The following is a 17,936-nucleotide window of genomic DNA, read 5'->3' on the forward strand; positions in this document are numbered from 1 at the left end:
TACATATCTTTGCAGCCGAAGGGTAATTAAAATGTTATCCTTTCAGATGAGAACAAAAAACGGCAAAATGAGTGACATGATGCCACATAATTAACTTACCTATTATCAATAACGAAAAAACAAAAAACTATGAAAAGAAACTTCATTTATTCATTTTTCATCGCACTCGCTTGCTTGGGCTTCTAAGAACGGTGTGTTGCGCCTGTGGGAGCCTGTTGACCTTGACGACGACGATGATGACGATGACGACTGGGCTGACGTGACAGTGCGCTTCGACGGCAATCAGATGCATCTATACCAGGACTATATGGACAAGGAGGACGGTGTCAAGTTCCGCGTTTTGGGTGTAAGCACTTTCACTGCAAGATATTATTGATATCTTAGTTTGTAGCGCATGCCATGATAGTGGCATGTAGAGGATATAGGGTGTGTCAAGGCTCGTGACAGCGAGTTTTGGCACACTTTCTTATTTGCTATATTTTATAACTGCCGTTTTACTATCTGACAAGTTTGTCGTACTTGCATTGAAAGTGAAAGACTGCAAGAAGTCATAAAAAAATAATGTAAACGTCCTAATGACCGATTGGGGTTAATCCTTGTTTTTCGAGGTGTCAGACTTATGGGCATAAAAAAAGGGGCTCCGCTGAGTCCCAATCTTTGTTAACCTTAAATCTAATACTATGAAAAACACGATGCAAAGGTATGGATTTTTTGTAAAGTTGCAATACCAAACGGATATTTTTTGCATTTTCCTCAATCATTATTGACGTATGTCAATAGGGTTGTGTGCGAGAACAATTTTTTTGTTTGGTAAACAAGTTGTCGGGTATATTTTCAAGCAAGCTTGTTGTTATGTCTTCGGTTTTAGATAAAATCCTCCCGTTCGGAAATGTGAATGCATTCCCATTTCTCTCATTTACCCGGATTTTGCATTATCTTTAGATAACCCGTTGGTGGAATTAATTTGGTCGATATGAGCAAAAGTTTCCCATATCGCTGATTCTCAGTAAAAACGAGAATTTCTGAAAAACTGTCAGATTGTCTGGTTTTTTATCGTAATATTCTGGCAATCAGACCGTTGGCTGCCAGGCAATTGTCAGCCTATTGTCTGGATGGTTTGCTGATGAAAAGAGAATTGTCAGATGAAAAGAATTATCAGATGAAAGGAATTAAGACGACAGGAATTGCATGCGCTGGCAGAATTCTGAAAACAGGGATATGGGTATTACAACATCAACTTATTGGGCATCCGTCTGACAGCAAATCTGCCCAACAGGGGCAAGCACGTTGCCCATGATGGGCAAGCACGTTGCCCCAGTTGGGCAAGCATCGTGCCCATTTTAATACAAACTGACATTAGGATTAAGTGTGCGCTAATCTAATTCCGCCAACGGGTTTAGATAAGATAAGCTGCGGCTCGGCATAAGAAATAAATATATTTATTTCGTTCTGCTCTCGCCTTGCATTATCTTTGCACCTGATTATTAACCGTTGCTGAGCAGTGACGCTGGCGACACATTATTATATATGATATTATGTTTGGAGAAGAAAGAAAGAACCCGCTGAAGAAATATCTTCTGTTTGTATGTCTTGGCAATATCTGCCGGTCGCCGGCTGCCGAGGGAGTGATGAAGAGTATTGTGGCTGACGACCCCAGACTCGACGGTTTCGTGGAAATAGACTCCGCCGGCATAGGAGCCTGGCATACGGGACAGTTGCCCGACAGCAGGATGAGGAAATGTGGCGCCAGCCGGGGATATGACTTCAGCAGCAGGGCACGACAGGTGAAGCCTCAGGATTTCGACCGCTTCGATTATGTCTTCGCTATGGATCATGAGAATGTTGCCGACCTCAATGGTGTGGCACGCAATGCTGCCGACAGGAAGAAAATCCTTTGTCTTGCAGCTTATCTCACCGACCACAGGGATTACCACACCGTGCCAGACCCATATTATGGGACGCAAAAGGATTTTGAAATTGCTCTCGACCTTATAGAGGATGCTTGTAAGGAGGTGGCGCGCCTTTTGGCAGAGGAGAAACTTTAGCAAAAAACGGTCATCAGGCTGTTTTTATGTAATACCGAGTATTCAATGCTTCACTCTTTTCTTTATCTTTGTCGTTTTGTCTCGCATATCGAAACAAATGTTACAAAATGTAAGGATAAAGTAAAAAGTGAAGCTTTTTATGTTACATTCCTTGATGTATGTCAAAGAAATCAATAAGTACATTAAAAAACTTGCCCAAACTATTGTGTGCGAACACAAAAGGTTGTATCTTTGCAACGTGTTCGGGAGAATACATTTTTCATAGGTTAGTAGTTTGATAGATTTAAGGTAAAGATTATGTTATTAGATTTTAAGACGACTATGATGTTGATGGCAGTAGTCTTAGTAACACTGATTAGTTTTACTGGTTACAACCACAACTGATATCGTTAAAAAGAATTGTTTTCAGGAGGCCGGTTTGAGTGATCAAGTCGTCCTCTATTTTTTTTATATATACCCCTCAACCAGAGTTCGGGAATTCCATACGACCGGTTTGGGATTACCTCCCCAAATCTTATCCACACAAATTTATTTCTGTGTATCTGAATTAATTCCGTGTAGCCGCATCATCCGTGTGTACCTGCATTCATTTGGGTGCCCACATTATCTGTGTACCCGCATCATTTGTCATCCGCAATGCGAGCCTTTCCCTCGTAAGTGGTGAGGTCGTCGCGAGTATATCTGTATGTTTTGCTTGCCAATGACGAGGACTCGTCGAAATGGTTGGATTCCACATCGAAGATGCCGCACATCAGTTCGTAGGCAAGGTCGTTGGTGAAGAATGCGTCCTTGTTAGCCTTCAGAGCCTCTATGCGGTCGGGATGACACGCCATATATTCATCGGTGAAGCATACGAAAAGCGGTATGCGCACATCGCCGAAGCCGGCGAAGTTTGGCGAACGGTGTCTGTCGGGAATCGTGGCGTGGTCGCTGAAATATACCATCGCCTGCAGGTTCAGGCGCTTGCTGGCATATTCATAAAACTGCCGGAGCACGTCGTCGGTATATCTCAGAGAATTCTCGAAGTTCAATACATTGTCCTGCACCCCCTGTTCTCCCCATACCGTGCGGTCGGCAGGGTAGCGGTTGAGGAAGTTGAAGTGGCTTCCCTTGAGATGCAGCACGAGGAAGTTGTTCTCCGCCGGGTCCAGCTCGTCGAGGAAATCTATCAGTGACTCATCGTATTGCACCTTTCCCAAGTCCTGCTTCGTCCATTTCGCCACCTCCGCCGTGTTTGCCACCAGCGTTATCGGTGTGTCGTTGGCTCCGAGATGTCCCTGATTGCTATACCAGTGAACGCGGTATCCCAGTTTGTGTGCGATGTCGATAACGGAGCAGGAGTCATAAAACTGTCTGCCGTTGTATTGGTTGTATTCCGTCAGTGCCTTTTCGAGCGACTGCACGGTGTGCATGGCACAGCTGTAGGAGTTGGGAAACAGCACGCAATGCTCCTTGTCCTCCGCCATGCCGCGCATCCAAGGCGTGGTGTCGTGGTCCATCTTCGTGAACGCACTCATATAGTCGCGCGATGCCGACTCTCCAATCACCATCATTATAGTGGAAGGTTTGCCGAAGGGCTTTCCCAAGGGTCTCACGTTGAGGTCTTTCAAGCGGCGTTCCATCTCGGTGACGTAGCGTTTGTCGTTGGCGGAATACTCCTTTATGTCCAGCCATAGCCTTACAATCCCCGACCTCTGGAACATTCCGCGCCGCGGTTTGAACATATACCATGCGAACACCAGAGCCGCCAGGGCAGCCACAGCGATGCGCCATGGTTCCAGAGCCACGCCAGACCGAATGTTCATCATCACCACACCAGCCAGCAGCGCCACTATAGCCACCAGCAGCAGCGCCACCTTCCACCAGGAGTACGACCGTGCGAATTCTATTATCTCGTTGGGGTGGGAGTCTTGCAGTATTTTCATGCCGTTGGCGTCGATACACGTGCCATAGAGCCTGTAGTATACTGCCAGCGACAGACTCACCATCAGCAGTGCCCATTCAGCTACAGCCACAATCATTCCTCCGCCCATCATGCCCACTGCGGCAGCCAGTCCGAAGATATAAATACCGCAAGCTATCTCACCGTAGTTCTCATAGTCAGGCGATTTCCTGCGGTTTGTCAGATGATAGAGCAGAGGGTATGTTGCAGCCCATGCCACGCCAGTGACAGCCGCCATGGCGACGGGCAGATTCGGTCTGATGCCTATTATGGCGAGCGGAATCCATACCATCAGCGACGACAGGGCGAAACGCCTTGTCTGCTGTCCGCGTGCGCTGTGGCTCATTCCGGCGTTGCATCCGTAGTATATGCCGCAGCAGATGGCGAAGGTGATGATCATTCCGATGAATGCCATAAATATTTTCAGATATGTAGGGTCGTTAAGCATAAGAATGGTAGAATTTTGTTTATTGTTTGTTTCGCATGTCTCCGATATGCCGCTCGTCAACTCGTCTAACTAATCTCCTCGTCAACTTGTTTACTCGTCAACTTGTAATACTTCATTTCCCTCTCAGCCTGCACATCAGATAGGGCACTCCGAGCCGCATGATGAATTTCAGTCGCTGCGGCATGGGAATCGTCTCCCACACCACGCTGATGTTGTCGCGCAGTCCCTTAGACCGGTGGCTGTTCGACACGCCTCCCGTGTCGAATATCGCTATCGGCAGGTTCACGTATCTGAAGCGCGCCCCCTTCTGATAGAGTTCTATGAAGGATTTGAAGTCGGCAGACAACCTGTGCTTGATGTCGAAAGGAGTGCTAATGAGGCTGTCGCGGCGTGTGAACACGCACTGGTGGCAGAATATCATGCGATGGTAGAGATAATAGCTCTCGGGAGCTTTCTTCACGTTGCCGTCTTTCACCACGTCGCCATACACCACGTCGGCGTCGGCAAGAGGCTGGCAGAATACGCGTCGCAACACATCATCGGCGGCGAACACGTCGCCGGCGTTCATGAATATCACCCATTCTCCCGTTGCCATCCCCACGCCCTTGTTCATGGCGTCGTAGATGCCGCGGTCAGGTTCGCTCACCCATGTCGTTATCGTTCCCGAATGGGCGTATCGCTTTATCGTGATGATGGTGTCGTCGGTAGACTTTCCGTCCACCACCACAATCTCCTTGTTGGGATAGTCCTGCATCTGCAGGTTGCCGAGAGTCTTCTCCAGCAGTGGTCCGGCGTTGAATGTAACGGTCACTATCGACACCTTCGGCAAGTTGTTTTCTGTCTTTGATGCTTGCTGCATTTTGCGTTTTTGTCTTTTGCGTGTTATATTGTAGGTGGGGCTTCTACCCAGTTGTCTCTCTGTCTCAGCGTTACAGCTGTCCGCTCTCCACGAGTCTCGCCACACGTTCCGTCTCCTTGTCGTCGCCCTCAGGGTCGTATTTCTTCGTGAGGCTCGCACCGAATGTCCATGCGAAAGCCTGATAGAATCCAGCCCTTATCGGACCGAGGAATGCCTTCACCAGCTGGTACGACGACGAGTTGCACTCTCTGTATACCAGTTTTATGAGCAGCTTTCCCTGCGTCAGCGTCAGCTTCTTCATCCTCGGCGTGTATTCCTTCTTGATACATGCCTCCACGAGCTTCATGTGCTGGTCCTTCGCCTTCTTGTTGGGCAGCGTCTGCAGATATTCGTATGTCTCTATGATGATATGGTTCACCTCCTTGGCTATCGGCAGCACCTTCTTCACGTTGTAAACCAGGCGGTTGTATCTCTGCCGTTGCTTTGGAGTCTTGAACACCTGTGGCGGATACACGTACACGTTGTTCAGTTCCACATATTGTATGCTGTCCTTTCCGTGTAGCACCTTTCCCACCTTCACCATCGGCACGAAGGTAGGGTTGTCCATATCCACCTCGCGGTCCTCCGGTTTCGTGTCGTTGCCGAACACGGGGTTCTGCGCCCTCGCCGTTGTCAGCGTGAGCATCATGACCATTATAGCCAAAAATATGAAGTATGGTCTGTTCCTCATCATTGCGCAAAAGATATTATGTTCTTTCAGAGGCGCAGCTTCTTTCTGTTCTCAAACTTGTCGAGCAGTGCCACAGCCTTTCTTACAGTCTCTTCTTCGTCCCATCCCCTGCGCCTGGCATATCCGCGCACCACATATTCGTAGAGGTCGCGCCGGTGAGTGAAGCGCTTCAGGTTTTCAAGACATTGCTTGTCGGTAGGCCATCCGTCGCAGAAATGCGACCGGTTGGTGTCTATCATGTCGAAGTGGTAATTGCCGTCGGCATCGGTAGTATAGAGGAAGTTTGCCGAGTTCAGGTCGCCGTGCAACACTCCGTGACTGTGCATCAGCACGATATAGTCAATCACGGCATCGGTGAGCTTGCGGTCGAAGTCCTCCTTGTTCACCAGTTCCTGGAACACCTCCTTGCCCTTGCTCTCCTCGTATACGAAATATCCCACGGTGAATCTGCCGTGCTCATATTCCTCCATGTAAGCCACGGCGCGTGGCGAACTGACTCCACGCTTTCTGAACTCGTCGGCAAACAGGAATGCCCTCTTCGCCTTTGTCCTGCGGAAGTGTGTGTATATGATGCTTTGGATCCAATTCACCCGTTTGTATCGCTTGGCAATGAATGTCAGACCGTCGTGTTCGAGACGTCTCACACTGTTTCGCTTGTCTTTCAGCACCTCTCCCGTGTTGGTGCTGAACAGCGACGGTATGCTGTTGATGTAATCAGAATATTTCTTGTATCGTTCGGCTATTACTGTCTTCATGCTATCTTTTAGTGGTGGAACGTCTGCTGCCTTTTCCGGGCTTGCAGATGGGTACATACGCTGCAAAGGTACATATTTTTATACTTATGCCGCTTAAATTGTTCTGAAATAACTAATTTTGCAGCGTAATTGACGATATTGGGGCTGTCTGCCGCGGGCTACAGCCATAAATACCTGAGTATCATGGTGTCAACCGATACAAATGCGCCCCAAGAAGAAGGGGGATAATCATAAGAATGAAAATGAATAGAAGCAAGCAGTTTTTCTTGTCGTTGGCATGGCTGGTCAGTGTCCATGCCTTGATGTTGGTAGTTCTGACAGTATTCAGATTAGTGGAGCTGACGTGTCTCCACGGTATGATAACCGACCATGGGGCGAGTGTCGTCACGGCATTCGTCAAGGGTGTGTGGTTTGACAATGTGGTGGCATGCTACATTTCGGTGCTTCCTCTCGCCGTGACCCTCCTTGCCGCCGCCTTCGGATATGCCGGAAAGAAGCTGCGTAAGGGAGTGTGCTATTGGTATTTCGTGTTCTCAGCCATCGTGTTCATGGCATCGGCGGCAAACACACCCTATTTCGAGTATTTCTTCAAGAATATCAACTCCTCCATCTTCGAATGGTTCGGCTATGCCGCCACCACAGCAGGAATGGTGTTTCAGGAGAAATCGTATATCCTCCACATCTTCCTCTATTTCGTCTTCCTCGCCGCATATATCGTGGCGATGATATATATGCGCCGCTATTTCGACAGACGGATAGACCGCTGCCGCAGGGACGACCGCTTCGTGTTGCCGGTGGCGCTGCGCTTCATCGTCTCAGTATGTGTGGTGCTTCTCTGCCTCTTCGGCATCAGGGGCCGTATGGGCTACAACCCCATTAAAATCAGTCAGGCATACTATTGCGACGACCCGTTTCTCAACCAGCTCGGCATCAACCCCGCCTTCAACCTCCTTACCAGTGCTCTCGACGACATGCGCAAGGAGAACCGCGACCTGCATCTCATGCCCTATGCCGAGGCAGTGGGTCTTGCCCGCCAGTCGCTGGGCATAACGGGAGCGGTGGACAGCAGTTGCGTGATGCGCCGTGAGGTGGCTGCCGTGGGCGAACCGCGTCGCTGCAACGTGGTGGTGATACTCATGGAGTCGATGTCGGCGAGTCTGATGCAGACCTTCGGACAGCAGCAGCGCCTCACGCCGAATCTCGATTCGCTCTACGACCATTCCCTCGCCTTCACCCGTTGCTATAGTGCCGGAATACATACCAACCACGGTATGACAGCATCCTTATACTCCTTTCCGGCGCTCATGTTTCGCAATCTGATGAAGGGCACGGTGACGCCACACCGCAAGGGAGTGCCAACAGTGCTCAAGAAGTATGGCTACCACAATATGTTCTTCATGACCCACGAGGCACAGTATGACAACATGAAGGCGTTTTTCACCACCAACGGCTACGATGAGATTTACTCGCAGGAGAATTATCCTAAGAAGGAAATTGTGAACAGCTTCGGAGTGTCAGACCATTTCCTCTTCGACTATGCCCTGGGCACCATCAACAGCCGTGCCAAGAGTGGCAAACCGTTTCTTGCCACTCTCCTCACCATCAGCAACCATCCGCCATACGTGATACCTTCGTTCTTCAAACCCAAGACGCATGACCCGGAGACGCAGATTGTGGAATATGCCGACTGGGCGGTGGGCGACTTCCTGCGCAAGGCGTCGCACGAACCATGGTATAAGAACACTATCTTCGTGATAATGGCAGACCACGGCAAACTCGTGGGCAAGGCTACCACCGAGGCTCCGGAATCCTACAACCACATACCGCTCATCATGTTCGGTCCCGGTGTGCCCACGATGCGCTACGACGGACTTGCCCAGCAGGTGGATGTGATGCCTACGCTGCTCTCTCTGCTCAATATGGGGTATGAGTATGACGGTTTCGGACAGGACCTCCTGCATACGTCCCGTCCTATGGTGTTCTATTCTGCCGACAATCAGATTATCGCCCGCGACGGCAAGCGTGTCTATGTGTACAATCCTAAGATGCAGAAGAACTTCTGCTATGTGGAGGATGCCCGTGGCACCCTGCATGAGACTCCTATGACCTCTGCCTTCAAGCCACTCCAGCGCTATGTCTTCTCGATGATACAGACGGCACAGTTCGTGTTGAAACGGCAGCAGTAGGTAATTACTCACCTGGATAAACCCATTCTGACCTCAAACGCATCCTGACCTTTTCCAAAGGGATAACCCATCCTAACCTTCCCAAAGGGAAGGAACAAGTTACTCAGAATACTGTCATCAGCCCCCACCTAGCCTCCCCCGAAGGGGAGGGACAGTAACTATTGCTATTGATAATCTATTGATAATCAGATGACTACAAACGACTATCATGCAGTCAAAGGTATCTGTCCCTCCCCTTCGGGGGAGGTTAGGTGGGGGCTGAAGTTCATTAGACGGAGTAATCTGTTCCTTCCCTTTGGGAAGGCTAGGTGGGTTGTTCTTTGGGTTTAGGTTAGGATGGGTTTATGTCATTATGGGTTTTAGCCCGAGAGGGGGGCTGAAGTCAGCAGGAAAGCCTTTGTCTTGTCCTCTATTTTTATACAAAACGGGATAAACCTGTATTCAGGAAAACCCACAAAAAAATCCCAGCCGCTATTTTGCGGCTGGGATTTTTTAAGATATATTATCTGTCAGCGTGAAATCATTACTCCTGTGGGAGCATGATAACGCTCACGCTGTTCTTGCCGATGAAGTTGTCCTTCACATACTTAGCAACAGATGCTGGAGTGAGGGCGTTGACGAGCTTCTCGTAGTCAGTGTTGATGTCAACACCTTCCTCGTCCCATGTCTGGATAACGTTCATCCAGTAGCCGTTGGTCTTCAGACCATCCTCATAGCGCTTTACCATCAGGTCCTTGGTCTTGTTCAGCATGTCAGCGTCGATTGTAGAACCGAGCTTCTGCAGCTCCTCGCGCATGATCTTGATAGCGATGTCCTTCTTCTCAGGCTTAACAGGGCAGTAGCCGTAGATAGCGTTGAATGGAACGTCGCCGCCGAGGTTGGCGAAACCGCCGGCGTTAGCTGAGTATGCAGCGCTCTGCTCCTCGCGGATAGTCTTCAGATATACCATGTCGAGCACCTGTCCGGCTGCGTCGGCCTTGATAGAGTTGTCGAGAGTGAATGGCACGGTGTTGTTATACCAGAACATGTAGATGTTAGACTTAGGAGTCTCCATCTTGCGGTGGAATGTGTTGTCCACGGTGCCTGTAGCATACTTGGAGATCTTGTTGAAGTTCTCGTGAACGAACTTCTTGCCCTTCTTCACTGAAGGCAGAGAAGCGATGTAAGTCTCGATGTACTGACGGACGAGAGTCTCGTCGAAGTTACCTACGATGGTGAATGTGAAGTCAGCAGCGTTGGCAGTGCGCTCCTTGGCGATCTGCAGGATGCGGTCGTAGTTGGCGTTGTCGAGATCTTTCTCTTCGAGAGAGATCTGACGGGCGTCGTGAGCGTGGAGAGTGTATGTTACAGAGTCCTGGAGAGCGCTCTCAGCAGAGAGAGACTTGTTCTTCAGGGCAGCGCGATACTGGTTGATGAGTGAGTTGAAAGCCTGCTCGTCCTTCTTGATGTTAGTGAAGTAGAGGTAGTTCATCTGGAACATTGTCTCCATATCCTTCGGTGTGCAGCTTCCGCTGACATACTCGTGAAGGTTAGTCAGAGACAGGTTCACGTTGGCGTTCTTGCCGGCGAGTACCTTCTGCAGCTCTGTGCTGCTGAAGTTTCCGAGTCCGCTGTAGCTTATCACGTCGTTGAACAGGTCGAGGTTCACTCTCTCCTTTGCATCGTAGAGAGACTTACCACCCTTTGAAGAACCGTTGAACAATACCTCACCCTCTTTCAGGTTAGTCTTCTTCAGCAATACACGTGCACCGTTGCTCAGTGTCAGCTCCTTGTATCCGAACTTGGCATTCTCCTTCTCAGAAACGATCTTGCCAGCCTTTGGCTGCTCTGCGATGAGAGGCTCCTGCTTAACGTTGTCTACGTAAGCCTCGATCTTCTCTGCGCGGGCATCGTCGTAAGCCTTCTTCAAGCTTGCCTCTGTAGAGTATACCATACCTTCCTTCTCAGTTGTGGTGTTGTAGATTACAACGTTAGAGTCGCTGAGGCTGATGAGCTGCTTCATAGCCTCGTTTACCACATCTACAGGCAGCATCGGAGTGAGCTGCTGCATGATCTGGTAAGTCTGCTCGATAGAGAGCAGAGGCTCCTTCTCAAGATAGTTGCTTGCGCAAGCGCGGCCGAACACGTCGTTGTTGATCTTGTCGCGGTTGGTATACTTCTTCTCAAGGGCGCTCATGTAGTTTGCCTTGGCACGCTCATACTCAGTAGCGGTGAAGCCGAACTTGGCTGCACGCATAGCCTCGCGGGTCAGGGCAGCGAGAGCAGCCTCTGTCTTTCCGTCCTTTGGAGTGGCGTTGAATGTGAACGCATCCTTTGTCTTGGCGAAGATATAGTTGCCGGCATATCCGTAAGCGCTTACGAATGGGGCGTCAGCCTTCTGTGCTTCCTCCTGCAGACGTGCGTTCAGCATGGCAGAAGCCATGTCGGTAACGAAGTCCTCGATGAGGTATGGCAGATAGCCTTTCTGGTCTTCCGGAGTAGAGTCATACTTGAACATCAGCTCCACTGAGTTCATCTGCTCCTCCTTGTCCTTGTCAACGATGATGATTGGCTCAGCATTGTCTGGAACCTGCTCGTCAACGATAGGTGCCGGGTTTTCCGGGTTCTTGATGTCAGAGAACATCTCCTTGATCTTAGCCTCGGTGCGGTCTACGTCGATGTCACCAACCACGATGATAGCCTGGTTTGTTGGGTGATACCACTTCTCGTAGTAGTCGCGCAGAGCCTTAGGCTTGAAGTTGTCGATTACCGACATCAGACCGATAGGGTAGCGCTTGCCGTACTTGCTGCCAGGGTAGAGCTTCTCGAGGTTGCGCTCGAACATACGGCTGCTTGCCGATGTGCGCATACGCCACTCCTCGTGGATAACGCCGCGCTCCTGGTCGATTTCTTTAGGATCGAGAGTCAGGCTGTTGCTCCAGTCCTTTAGGATGAGCAGACAAGAGTCGAGGGCTGCGATGCCACGGTCTGTAGGAACATTGTTGATGTTGTATACAGTCTGGTCGATGGATGTGTAGGCATTCAGGTCGCCGCCGAACTGCACGCCGAGTGAACGAGTGTAGTCGATAACACCGTTGCCTGGGAAATTCTTTGTTCCGTTGAAGCACATGTGCTCAAGGAAGTGTGCCAGACCGCGCTGGTTCTCTTCCTCCTGGATAGAACCCACACGCTGGGCGATGTAGAAGTTCACACGCTTCTCTGGATAACCGTTGTGGCGCACGTAGTAAGTCAGTCCGTTTGCCAGTTTGCCTGTCCTTATTGCTGGATCGATAGGCAGGGGCTGCATCATTGGGTTGGCCTCCTGTGCGTTGATGCCCAGTGCGCCTGTGACAACCAATGCCGCAAACACTAAGATTTTTCTGATTTTCATGTTTATTATTGTTTAAAATTATTGTATGTCTTTCTTCGTAAAATATCCGGTAATGGTGGAAATAACTCCACAAAATTAGGAAATTTACAATTACCATACGATTTAAACCCTGATTTAACTACAGAAAAGCCTTGATATATAACCTATTTTAACATATTTGGCTGGCATTTAGTGGAATAGACCATCCGGTTTTGCCTGGATTCTGATCCAAATCGGTCATCAGGCAGTTGGTGTTTTAAGAAAATCCAAGTAAGTCCTGATGACAGATTGGGTTAAATCAAATTCCAAGCAATGCCTTATGACCGATTTGAGTTTAAAGACAAATCGCTCCCTTCCCTCTTCGGAGGTCAGGATGGATTGCCCCTCATCAATATTTGAAAGAGCTTCCGCCGAGGAACTCCCTGAGCAGCGAAGTGGGCGGTACCTGGCGGTTTGTGATAGGCTTGATGTATTTCAGGAACTTCAGCAGCCTGTATGCCTCACTGTATTCGTCACAGTTCTCAGGCACCTGCTCAAGCAGCGGCACCGCCTGCTGCTTTATCACCGCCAGCTCAAAGATCATCGCCGTGTTGAACATGGCGTCGGCATTCTCCTGGAACGGGAATATCCATTTGTTCTCGCCAGCCCTCACCGAAGGCCAGCGGTGTATTGTCTCCATGGCGTTCACGCCGCGGTATTTGTAGTCGCGGATGATGCGTCGGAGCAGACGGTTGTCGGTGGTAGGTACATAGTTGTGGCTGTCGAGCAATATGGTGGTGAATGCTGAGGCATAGACACGGAATATCTGTTCGTCGGGAATCTGTGCCGTCAGTTCCGGGTTCAGTGCATGGATGCCTTCCACCACGAGCACGTCGTTCTCGTGCATCTTCAGTTTCTTGCCGCTCTTCTCGCTGCGTCCCGTCTGGAAGTTGTATTTCGGCAGCTCTATCTCCTTGCCGTTGAATAGGTCGTTCATCTGCTGGTTGAGCAGCGGGATGTTGAGGGCGTAGAGACTCTCGTAGTCGTATTCGCCATTCTCGTCCTTCGGTGTGTGCTCACGGTCAACGAAATAGTCGTCGAGTGATATGGCGATAGGTTTTATGCCGTTGGTGAGGAGCTGTATTGAGAGTCGTTTGCACGACGTTGTCTTTCCGCTCGACGACGGTCCGGCGATGAGCACCATCTTCACCTTCTTCCTTGCGGCTATCTCGTCGGCGATATGCGCAATCTTCTTCTCCTGCAGAGCCTCAGAGAGGTTTATGAGGTCGGTGGTCATACCCTTGTCCACAGCCTCGTTCAGGTCGCCGATGGTGCGCAGTCCGAGTATGTCCTGCCAGTGGTGGTGCTCCTTGAAGATATCGAACATCTTGTCCTGGTGTATCAGTTCGCCGAGCTGTCCCGGGTCTTTGAGCGACGGTATGCGCAGCAGCAGTCCGTCGAAATATTTCTCCAGTCCGAAGAGTTTCAGCTGCGACGTGTTGGTGAGCAGCGACCCATAGTAGTAGTCCTTGTATCCGTCTATATCATAATAGGTGGTGTATAGCGAACCGGTGCTTCTGAGCAGTTTCACCTTCGACTCCCTGCCCTCGAATACCTTTATCGCCTCCTCCGTGGTGCATTCGTGGCGGCGCAGCGGCAGTTTGGCGTCGATAATCTCCTGCATGCGCTGTCTGATTCTTGCTGCCACCTGTTCCGTCACTTCCTCGCCGATGATGAGGTCGCAGTAGTAACCGTTAGACACCGGAATGTCTATCCATACGTTGCCTTCGGGATAGAGGTCGTGCACCGCCTTGCAGAGCACCATGAATAGAGTTCGGGTATATGTCCGCTGTCCGGAAGGCGAGGTGAGGTCGAGGTATTCCACGTCCTTGTTGTGGTACACCCTGAAGTTGAGTCCTTCAACCTTGTTGTTGACCTTTGCACTCACCGGACCGTATTTCATATCGAGGCCAGAAGCGTCATAAATTTCAGAAAGTGTGCTTCCGATTGCAGAGTTTAAAACTTTTTTATTATTTTTGCAACGGATTTGTATTACTTGTTTCATAAGTGTTACATTTTTAGGGATTCACGTTTGTAAAGTTACTCCCTTTCTGCGACATTAATGCGCGTCAGCATCATAAATAAATTTAAAATATGTCGATTTGGATTATTTTTAAGATCATTGGATCATTGGCTCTGCTCATCTATGGCATGAAGGTCATGAGCGAAGCCTTGCAGAAGATGGCCGGTTCGCAGTTGCGCCACATCCTCGGCACCATGACCAAAAAACGTTTTACCGGACTGATAACCGGTATGTTCGTAACAGCGTCTGTGCAGTCGTCCACTGCCACCACCGTGATGACAGTATCCTTTGTCAACGCCGGTCTCCTCACACTCGCCCAAGCCATATCGGTGATTATGGGAGCCAATATCGGTACCACGTTCACGGCATGGATCATGACACTGGGATTCTCGTTCAATATGGCGAACGTGGTGTTCCCCGTGTTCTTCATAGCACTCCTGTTGATATACAGGAAGAAGCACCGTTATGTAGGTGACTTCCTGTTCGGCGTCGCTTTTATGTTTTTCGCCATTTCCACCCTCGGCGCCACTGGCAAGGAAATGGACCTCAGTCACAACCAGTCGGTAATAGAATTCTTCTCGTCGTTCGACAAAGACAGCTACCTCACCATATTCGCGTTCCTCGGATTGGGAACGATACTCACATTCTGTATGCAGTCGTCGGCAGCCCTCATGGCCATCACCATGGTGCTCTGCTCCAGCGGTGTGCTGCCGATATATATGGGTATAGCCCTCGTGCTCGGTGAGAACATCGGTACCACCATCACCTCAAACATCGCGGCGATGGGAGCCAACACCCAGGCAAGGCGTGCCGCCATGGCACACCTCTCGTTCAACGTGTTTGGAGTGTTGTGGGTGCTCTGCATATTCTATCCCTTCATAGATATGGTATGCGGATTCGTGGGCGTTGACCCGCATTCAGGCCACATCGACGCCTCACGCCTCTCTGTGGTGCTCGCCGCCTTCCACACCACCTTCAACGTGTGCAACACGGCAGTGCTGATATGGTTCATACCACAGATGGAAAAACTCGTATGCACCATCATCAAGCCAAACGCCATGAAGGACGAAGACGACTTCCGCCTGCGCTACATCGGCGACAACACCCTCATGGCCACTCCGGAGCTTTCGGTGCTCGAGGCACGCAAGGAGATACAGTCGTTTGCAGAGCGCATACAGCGTATGTTCTCTATGGTGAGAGAACTGCTCGGAGTGAAAAACGAGAACGACTTCGTGAAGCTCTTCACACGCATCGAGAAATATGAAGGCATCTCCGACAATATGGAGATAGAGATTGCCAACTATCTCGACAAGGTGAGCGACTCACACCTCAGCGACGAGACGAAGGCGAAAATACGCGCCATGCTACGTGAGATATCAGAGATAGAGAGTATCGGCGACAGCTGCTACAACATAGCACGCACGCTGAACCGCAAACTGCGTGGCAAGGAGGACTTCACCGAGCAGCAGTATGACCATCTTCACCAGATGTTCGAGCTCACCGACGACAGTCTCACACAGATGAACGTGATGCTCTCCAGCAGACGCTACGACCTCGACGTGAACCGTTCGTTCAACATAGAGAACGAGATAAACAACTACCGTACGCAGCTCAAGAGCCAGAACATCAACGACGTGAACAACCATCTCTACACCTACGCCATCGGTACGATGTATATGGATATCGTGAGCGAGTGTGAGAAACTTGCCGACTACGTCATCAACGTGGTGGAGGCACGTATGGGAACAAAGCTGCGCGAGGCATAACCACGCCTGACCGCAGTCACGCCAGACTACAGCCACATCTGGCTGACAGAATAATCCACAGTGGGAGACAAGGGCAGAAAACGACAAGTCATCGTCGCATCGCCCTTGTCTCCCATTGTCGTTTTCTGCCTCTTCCTAAACCATGAACTTTGGGGCATCCGTCTGGCATCAATTCTGCCCAAGTGGGGCAAGCAGCTTGCCCCACATGTGAAAGCACCTTGCCCCACTTGGGCAAGCACCTTGCCCATTTTTAACCCCAATCGGTCATTGGGGCTTGCCTGGATTTTGCTTTTTAGAAGAGTGGATTTTGTTTGGCTTTTAACCCAAATCGGTCATTAGGGCTTGCCTGGATTTTGTTCTTTTAGAAGAGTGGATTTTGTTTGGCTTTTAATGAGTAATAGCGAGCTATTACGAATTAAAAACAAGCAAAAGACGCCTTATAAAAAACAAAAGACTGCAAGCAGTAAATATAAAATACAATAAACGGCCTAATGACCGTTTTGGGTTTAATGAGTAATACCGAGCCAGACAGTTTTCAAACCATCCAGACAATTCAGAACAACTGTCAGGTCGCTAACTGTCTGTATGTCAAACCGATATAAAGAAAACCAGATGGTCTGACAGTTTCGGAGGAAATTTTATAGTATTGAATATAATTTTACAAATCATCAGCAATCACTGGATATACCATCGAGAATACGAATGGATATGCCATTGAGAATACGAAGCAGTCAAGTCTGTAATGATCAGTCCGTCTTGATTTATTGTAGTGTTTATATCCCCCTCACAATATATATCCTCCTCACAATATATATCCCCCACACAATATATATCCTCCTCACATTAATTATATACCCCACCTCTACATTATATATCCCCTTCACATTATATATTATATGTATGATTTCCTGTATTCTTTTATATTGATATAAAGAGCGTGTTTCCCGACAATCAGCTATTTCCGTCAGGTGACCGATTTCGCGGTTAATGCCGACTTTAGCCATGTGGCTTCTTCCATTCAATGAAGATGCACTTATTGTCATGATAATAAGTGTATAAATATCACATAATAATGAAATAAACCCCGAAATTGCGTCATTTGTTAAATAATCGAGCCATTTTCTTTATTTTTCTTGTTTTTTATTTGGGAGTAAACAATATAAAAATTAATTTTGCCACGAAATACACAATACATGTTATTAATAATCGATTAAATATCATACTCATGAGAAAGAATTGTATATTGAATCTGAGCAAGATGAGCAAGAGTCTGCTCGTTTTGGCAATGCTCCTCTTCGCTGTTGTGGAGAACGCGAGCGCACAGCTTCCATCGTTCAAGCTGAAGAACATCGAGGGCAAGACAGTTGACACCTCTACTCTCAGCAACGACGGAAAACCGTTTATCATCTCATTCTTTGCCACATGGTGCAAGCCATGTAACCGTGAGCTCAGCGCTATCGGCGAGGTTTACGAGGACTGGGTGGCAGAGACTGGCGTGAAGCTCTATGCCGTTTCCATTGACAAGGCACAGAACGCCAACAAGGTGAAGCCTCTCGTTAACCAGCACGGATGGCCATACGAGGTACTCCTCGACTCCAACAGCGAGTTCCGCAAGTCGTTCGGTGGCGAGATGATTCCATTCGTTATCATCTGCGACGGTGAAGGCAAGGTGGTGTTCAAGCACAACGGCTACACCGAGGGTGCCGAGCAGGAGCTGATAGAGAAGGTGAGAGAACTCATCAAGTAATAAAGAAATTTCATGAGCATTATGTCATGGAAGGGATTTCCATGGCA

12 protein-coding genes are annotated in these 17,936 nt (G+C 49.2%); 5 read left to right on the plus strand and 7 right to left on the minus strand.

The annotated features are described in order from the left end of the window. Positions 1-193 precede the first annotated feature (193 nt). Both ACDC99_RS11070 and ACDC99_RS11075 read left to right on the plus strand, forming a co-directional pair. Positions 194-376: a hypothetical protein gene (locus ACDC99_RS11070; RefSeq protein WP_288967406.1), complete on the plus strand. Its 183-nt coding sequence runs from the start codon at positions 194-196 to the stop codon at positions 374-376. Between the two features lie 1,159 nt (positions 377-1,535). After that, positions 1,536-2,045: a low molecular weight protein-tyrosine-phosphatase gene (locus ACDC99_RS11075; protein WP_370756754.1), complete on the plus strand. Its 510-nt coding sequence runs from the start codon at positions 1,536-1,538 to the stop codon at positions 2,043-2,045. A 620-nt stretch (positions 2,046-2,665) separates the two neighbouring features. On the opposite strand, the gene ACDC99_RS11080 is transcribed toward ACDC99_RS11075, so the two are convergent. The 4 genes from ACDC99_RS11080 to ACDC99_RS11095 all read right to left on the minus strand — a co-directional run bounded on the left by ACDC99_RS11080 (position 2,666) and on the right by ACDC99_RS11095 (position 6,779). Then, positions 2,666-4,435 carry a phosphoethanolamine transferase gene (locus ACDC99_RS11080; RefSeq protein ID WP_370756755.1) on the minus strand — a complete coding sequence of 590 codons (1,770 nt, stop codon included), beginning with the start codon at positions 4,433-4,435 and terminating at the stop codon, positions 2,666-2,668. A gap of 112 nt (positions 4,436-4,547) precedes the next feature. After that, a complete protein-coding gene (locus ACDC99_RS11085; RefSeq protein ID WP_022316337.1) occupies positions 4,548-5,294 on the minus strand; it encodes a glycosyltransferase family 2 protein in 747 nt (248 codons plus the stop codon). Positions 5,295-5,364: 70 nt separating this feature from the next. After that, the gene (locus ACDC99_RS11090; RefSeq protein ID WP_156132591.1) at positions 5,365-5,982 is read right to left on the minus strand and encodes a DUF4294 domain-containing protein; all 618 of its coding nucleotides are present in this window, start codon (positions 5,980-5,982) and stop codon (positions 5,365-5,367) included. A 68-nt stretch (positions 5,983-6,050) separates the two neighbouring features. Further along, positions 6,051-6,779: a lipopolysaccharide kinase InaA family protein gene (locus ACDC99_RS11095; RefSeq protein ID WP_042520298.1), complete on the minus strand. Its 729-nt coding sequence runs from the start codon at positions 6,777-6,779 to the stop codon at positions 6,051-6,053. 236 nt (positions 6,780-7,015) lie between these two features. On the opposite strand from ACDC99_RS11095, the gene ACDC99_RS11100 reads away from it, so the two are divergent. Next, the gene (locus tag ACDC99_RS11100; protein ID WP_370756756.1) at positions 7,016-8,965 is read left to right on the plus strand and encodes an LTA synthase family protein; all 1,950 of its coding nucleotides are present in this window, start codon (positions 7,016-7,018) and stop codon (positions 8,963-8,965) included. A gap of 523 nt (positions 8,966-9,488) precedes the next feature. On the opposite strand, the gene ACDC99_RS11105 is transcribed toward ACDC99_RS11100, so the two are convergent. Both ACDC99_RS11105 and ACDC99_RS11110 read right to left on the minus strand, forming a co-directional pair. Then, positions 9,489-12,335, minus strand: a complete 2,847-nt coding sequence (locus tag ACDC99_RS11105; protein WP_370756757.1) for a M16 family metallopeptidase — start codon at positions 12,333-12,335, stop codon at positions 9,489-9,491. Positions 12,336-12,702: 367 nt separating this feature from the next. Beyond that, positions 12,703-14,358 (minus strand): nucleoside kinase, encoded by a 1,656-nt coding sequence (locus ACDC99_RS11110; protein ID WP_022316112.1) that lies wholly within the window; start codon positions 14,356-14,358, stop codon positions 12,703-12,705. 89 nt (positions 14,359-14,447) lie between these two features. Here ACDC99_RS11110 and ACDC99_RS11115 point away from each other — a divergent pair, with 89 nt between their 5' ends. Further along, positions 14,448-16,142, plus strand: coding sequence for a Na/Pi cotransporter family protein (locus ACDC99_RS11115; RefSeq protein ID WP_370756758.1), 1,695 nt, complete (start codon positions 14,448-14,450; stop codon positions 16,140-16,142). Positions 16,143-16,915: 773 nt separating this feature from the next. On the opposite strand, the gene ACDC99_RS11120 is transcribed toward ACDC99_RS11115, so the two are convergent. Beyond that, entirely contained in the window at positions 16,916-17,185 is a 270-nt protein-coding gene (locus tag ACDC99_RS11120; RefSeq protein ID WP_370756759.1) for a hypothetical protein, read from the minus strand. 215 nt (positions 17,186-17,400) lie between these two features. Here ACDC99_RS11120 and ACDC99_RS11125 point away from each other — a divergent pair, with 215 nt between their 5' ends. Further along, positions 17,401-17,889: a TlpA family protein disulfide reductase gene (locus ACDC99_RS11125; RefSeq protein WP_042520312.1), complete on the plus strand. Its 489-nt coding sequence runs from the start codon at positions 17,401-17,403 to the stop codon at positions 17,887-17,889. Positions 17,890-17,936 lie beyond the last annotated feature (47 nt).

The sequence above is a fragment of the Prevotella pectinovora genome (assembly GCF_041323955.1).
Classification (GTDB): Bacteria; Bacteroidota; Bacteroidia; order Bacteroidales; family Bacteroidaceae; genus Prevotella; species Prevotella pectinovora.

What these genes read in the sequence shown, in the direction of transcription:
- ACDC99_RS11090 (WP_156132591.1), bottom strand. Translation starts at nt 5,982, where the DNA reads ATGATGCTCACGCTGACAACGGCGAGGGCGCAGAACCCCGTGTTCGGC.
- ACDC99_RS11110 (WP_022316112.1), bottom strand. Translation starts at nt 14,358, where the DNA reads ATGAAACAAGTAATACAAATCCGTTGCAAAAATAATAAAAAAGTTTTA.
- ACDC99_RS11095 (WP_042520298.1), bottom strand. Translation starts at nt 6,779, where the DNA reads ATGAAGACAGTAATAGCCGAACGATACAAGAAATATTCTGATTACATC.
- ACDC99_RS11125 (WP_042520312.1), top strand. Translation starts at nt 17,401, where the DNA reads ATGAGCAAGAGTCTGCTCGTTTTGGCAATGCTCCTCTTCGCTGTTGTG.
- ACDC99_RS11080 (WP_370756755.1), bottom strand. Translation starts at nt 4,435, where the DNA reads ATGCTTAACGACCCTACATATCTGAAAATATTTATGGCATTCATCGGA.
- ACDC99_RS11120 (WP_370756759.1), bottom strand. Translation starts at nt 17,185, where the DNA reads ATGACAATAAGTGCATCTTCATTGAATGGAAGAAGCCACATGGCTAAA.
- ACDC99_RS11105 (WP_370756757.1), bottom strand. Translation starts at nt 12,335, where the DNA reads ATGAAAATCAGAAAAATCTTAGTGTTTGCGGCATTGGTTGTCACAGGC.
- ACDC99_RS11085 (WP_022316337.1), bottom strand. Translation starts at nt 5,294, where the DNA reads ATGCAGCAAGCATCAAAGACAGAAAACAACTTGCCGAAGGTGTCGATA.
- ACDC99_RS11075 (WP_370756754.1), top strand. Translation starts at nt 1,536, where the DNA reads ATGTTTGGAGAAGAAAGAAAGAACCCGCTGAAGAAATATCTTCTGTTT.
- ACDC99_RS11100 (WP_370756756.1), top strand. Translation starts at nt 7,016, where the DNA reads ATGAAAATGAATAGAAGCAAGCAGTTTTTCTTGTCGTTGGCATGGCTG.
- ACDC99_RS11115 (WP_370756758.1), top strand. Translation starts at nt 14,448, where the DNA reads ATGTCGATTTGGATTATTTTTAAGATCATTGGATCATTGGCTCTGCTC.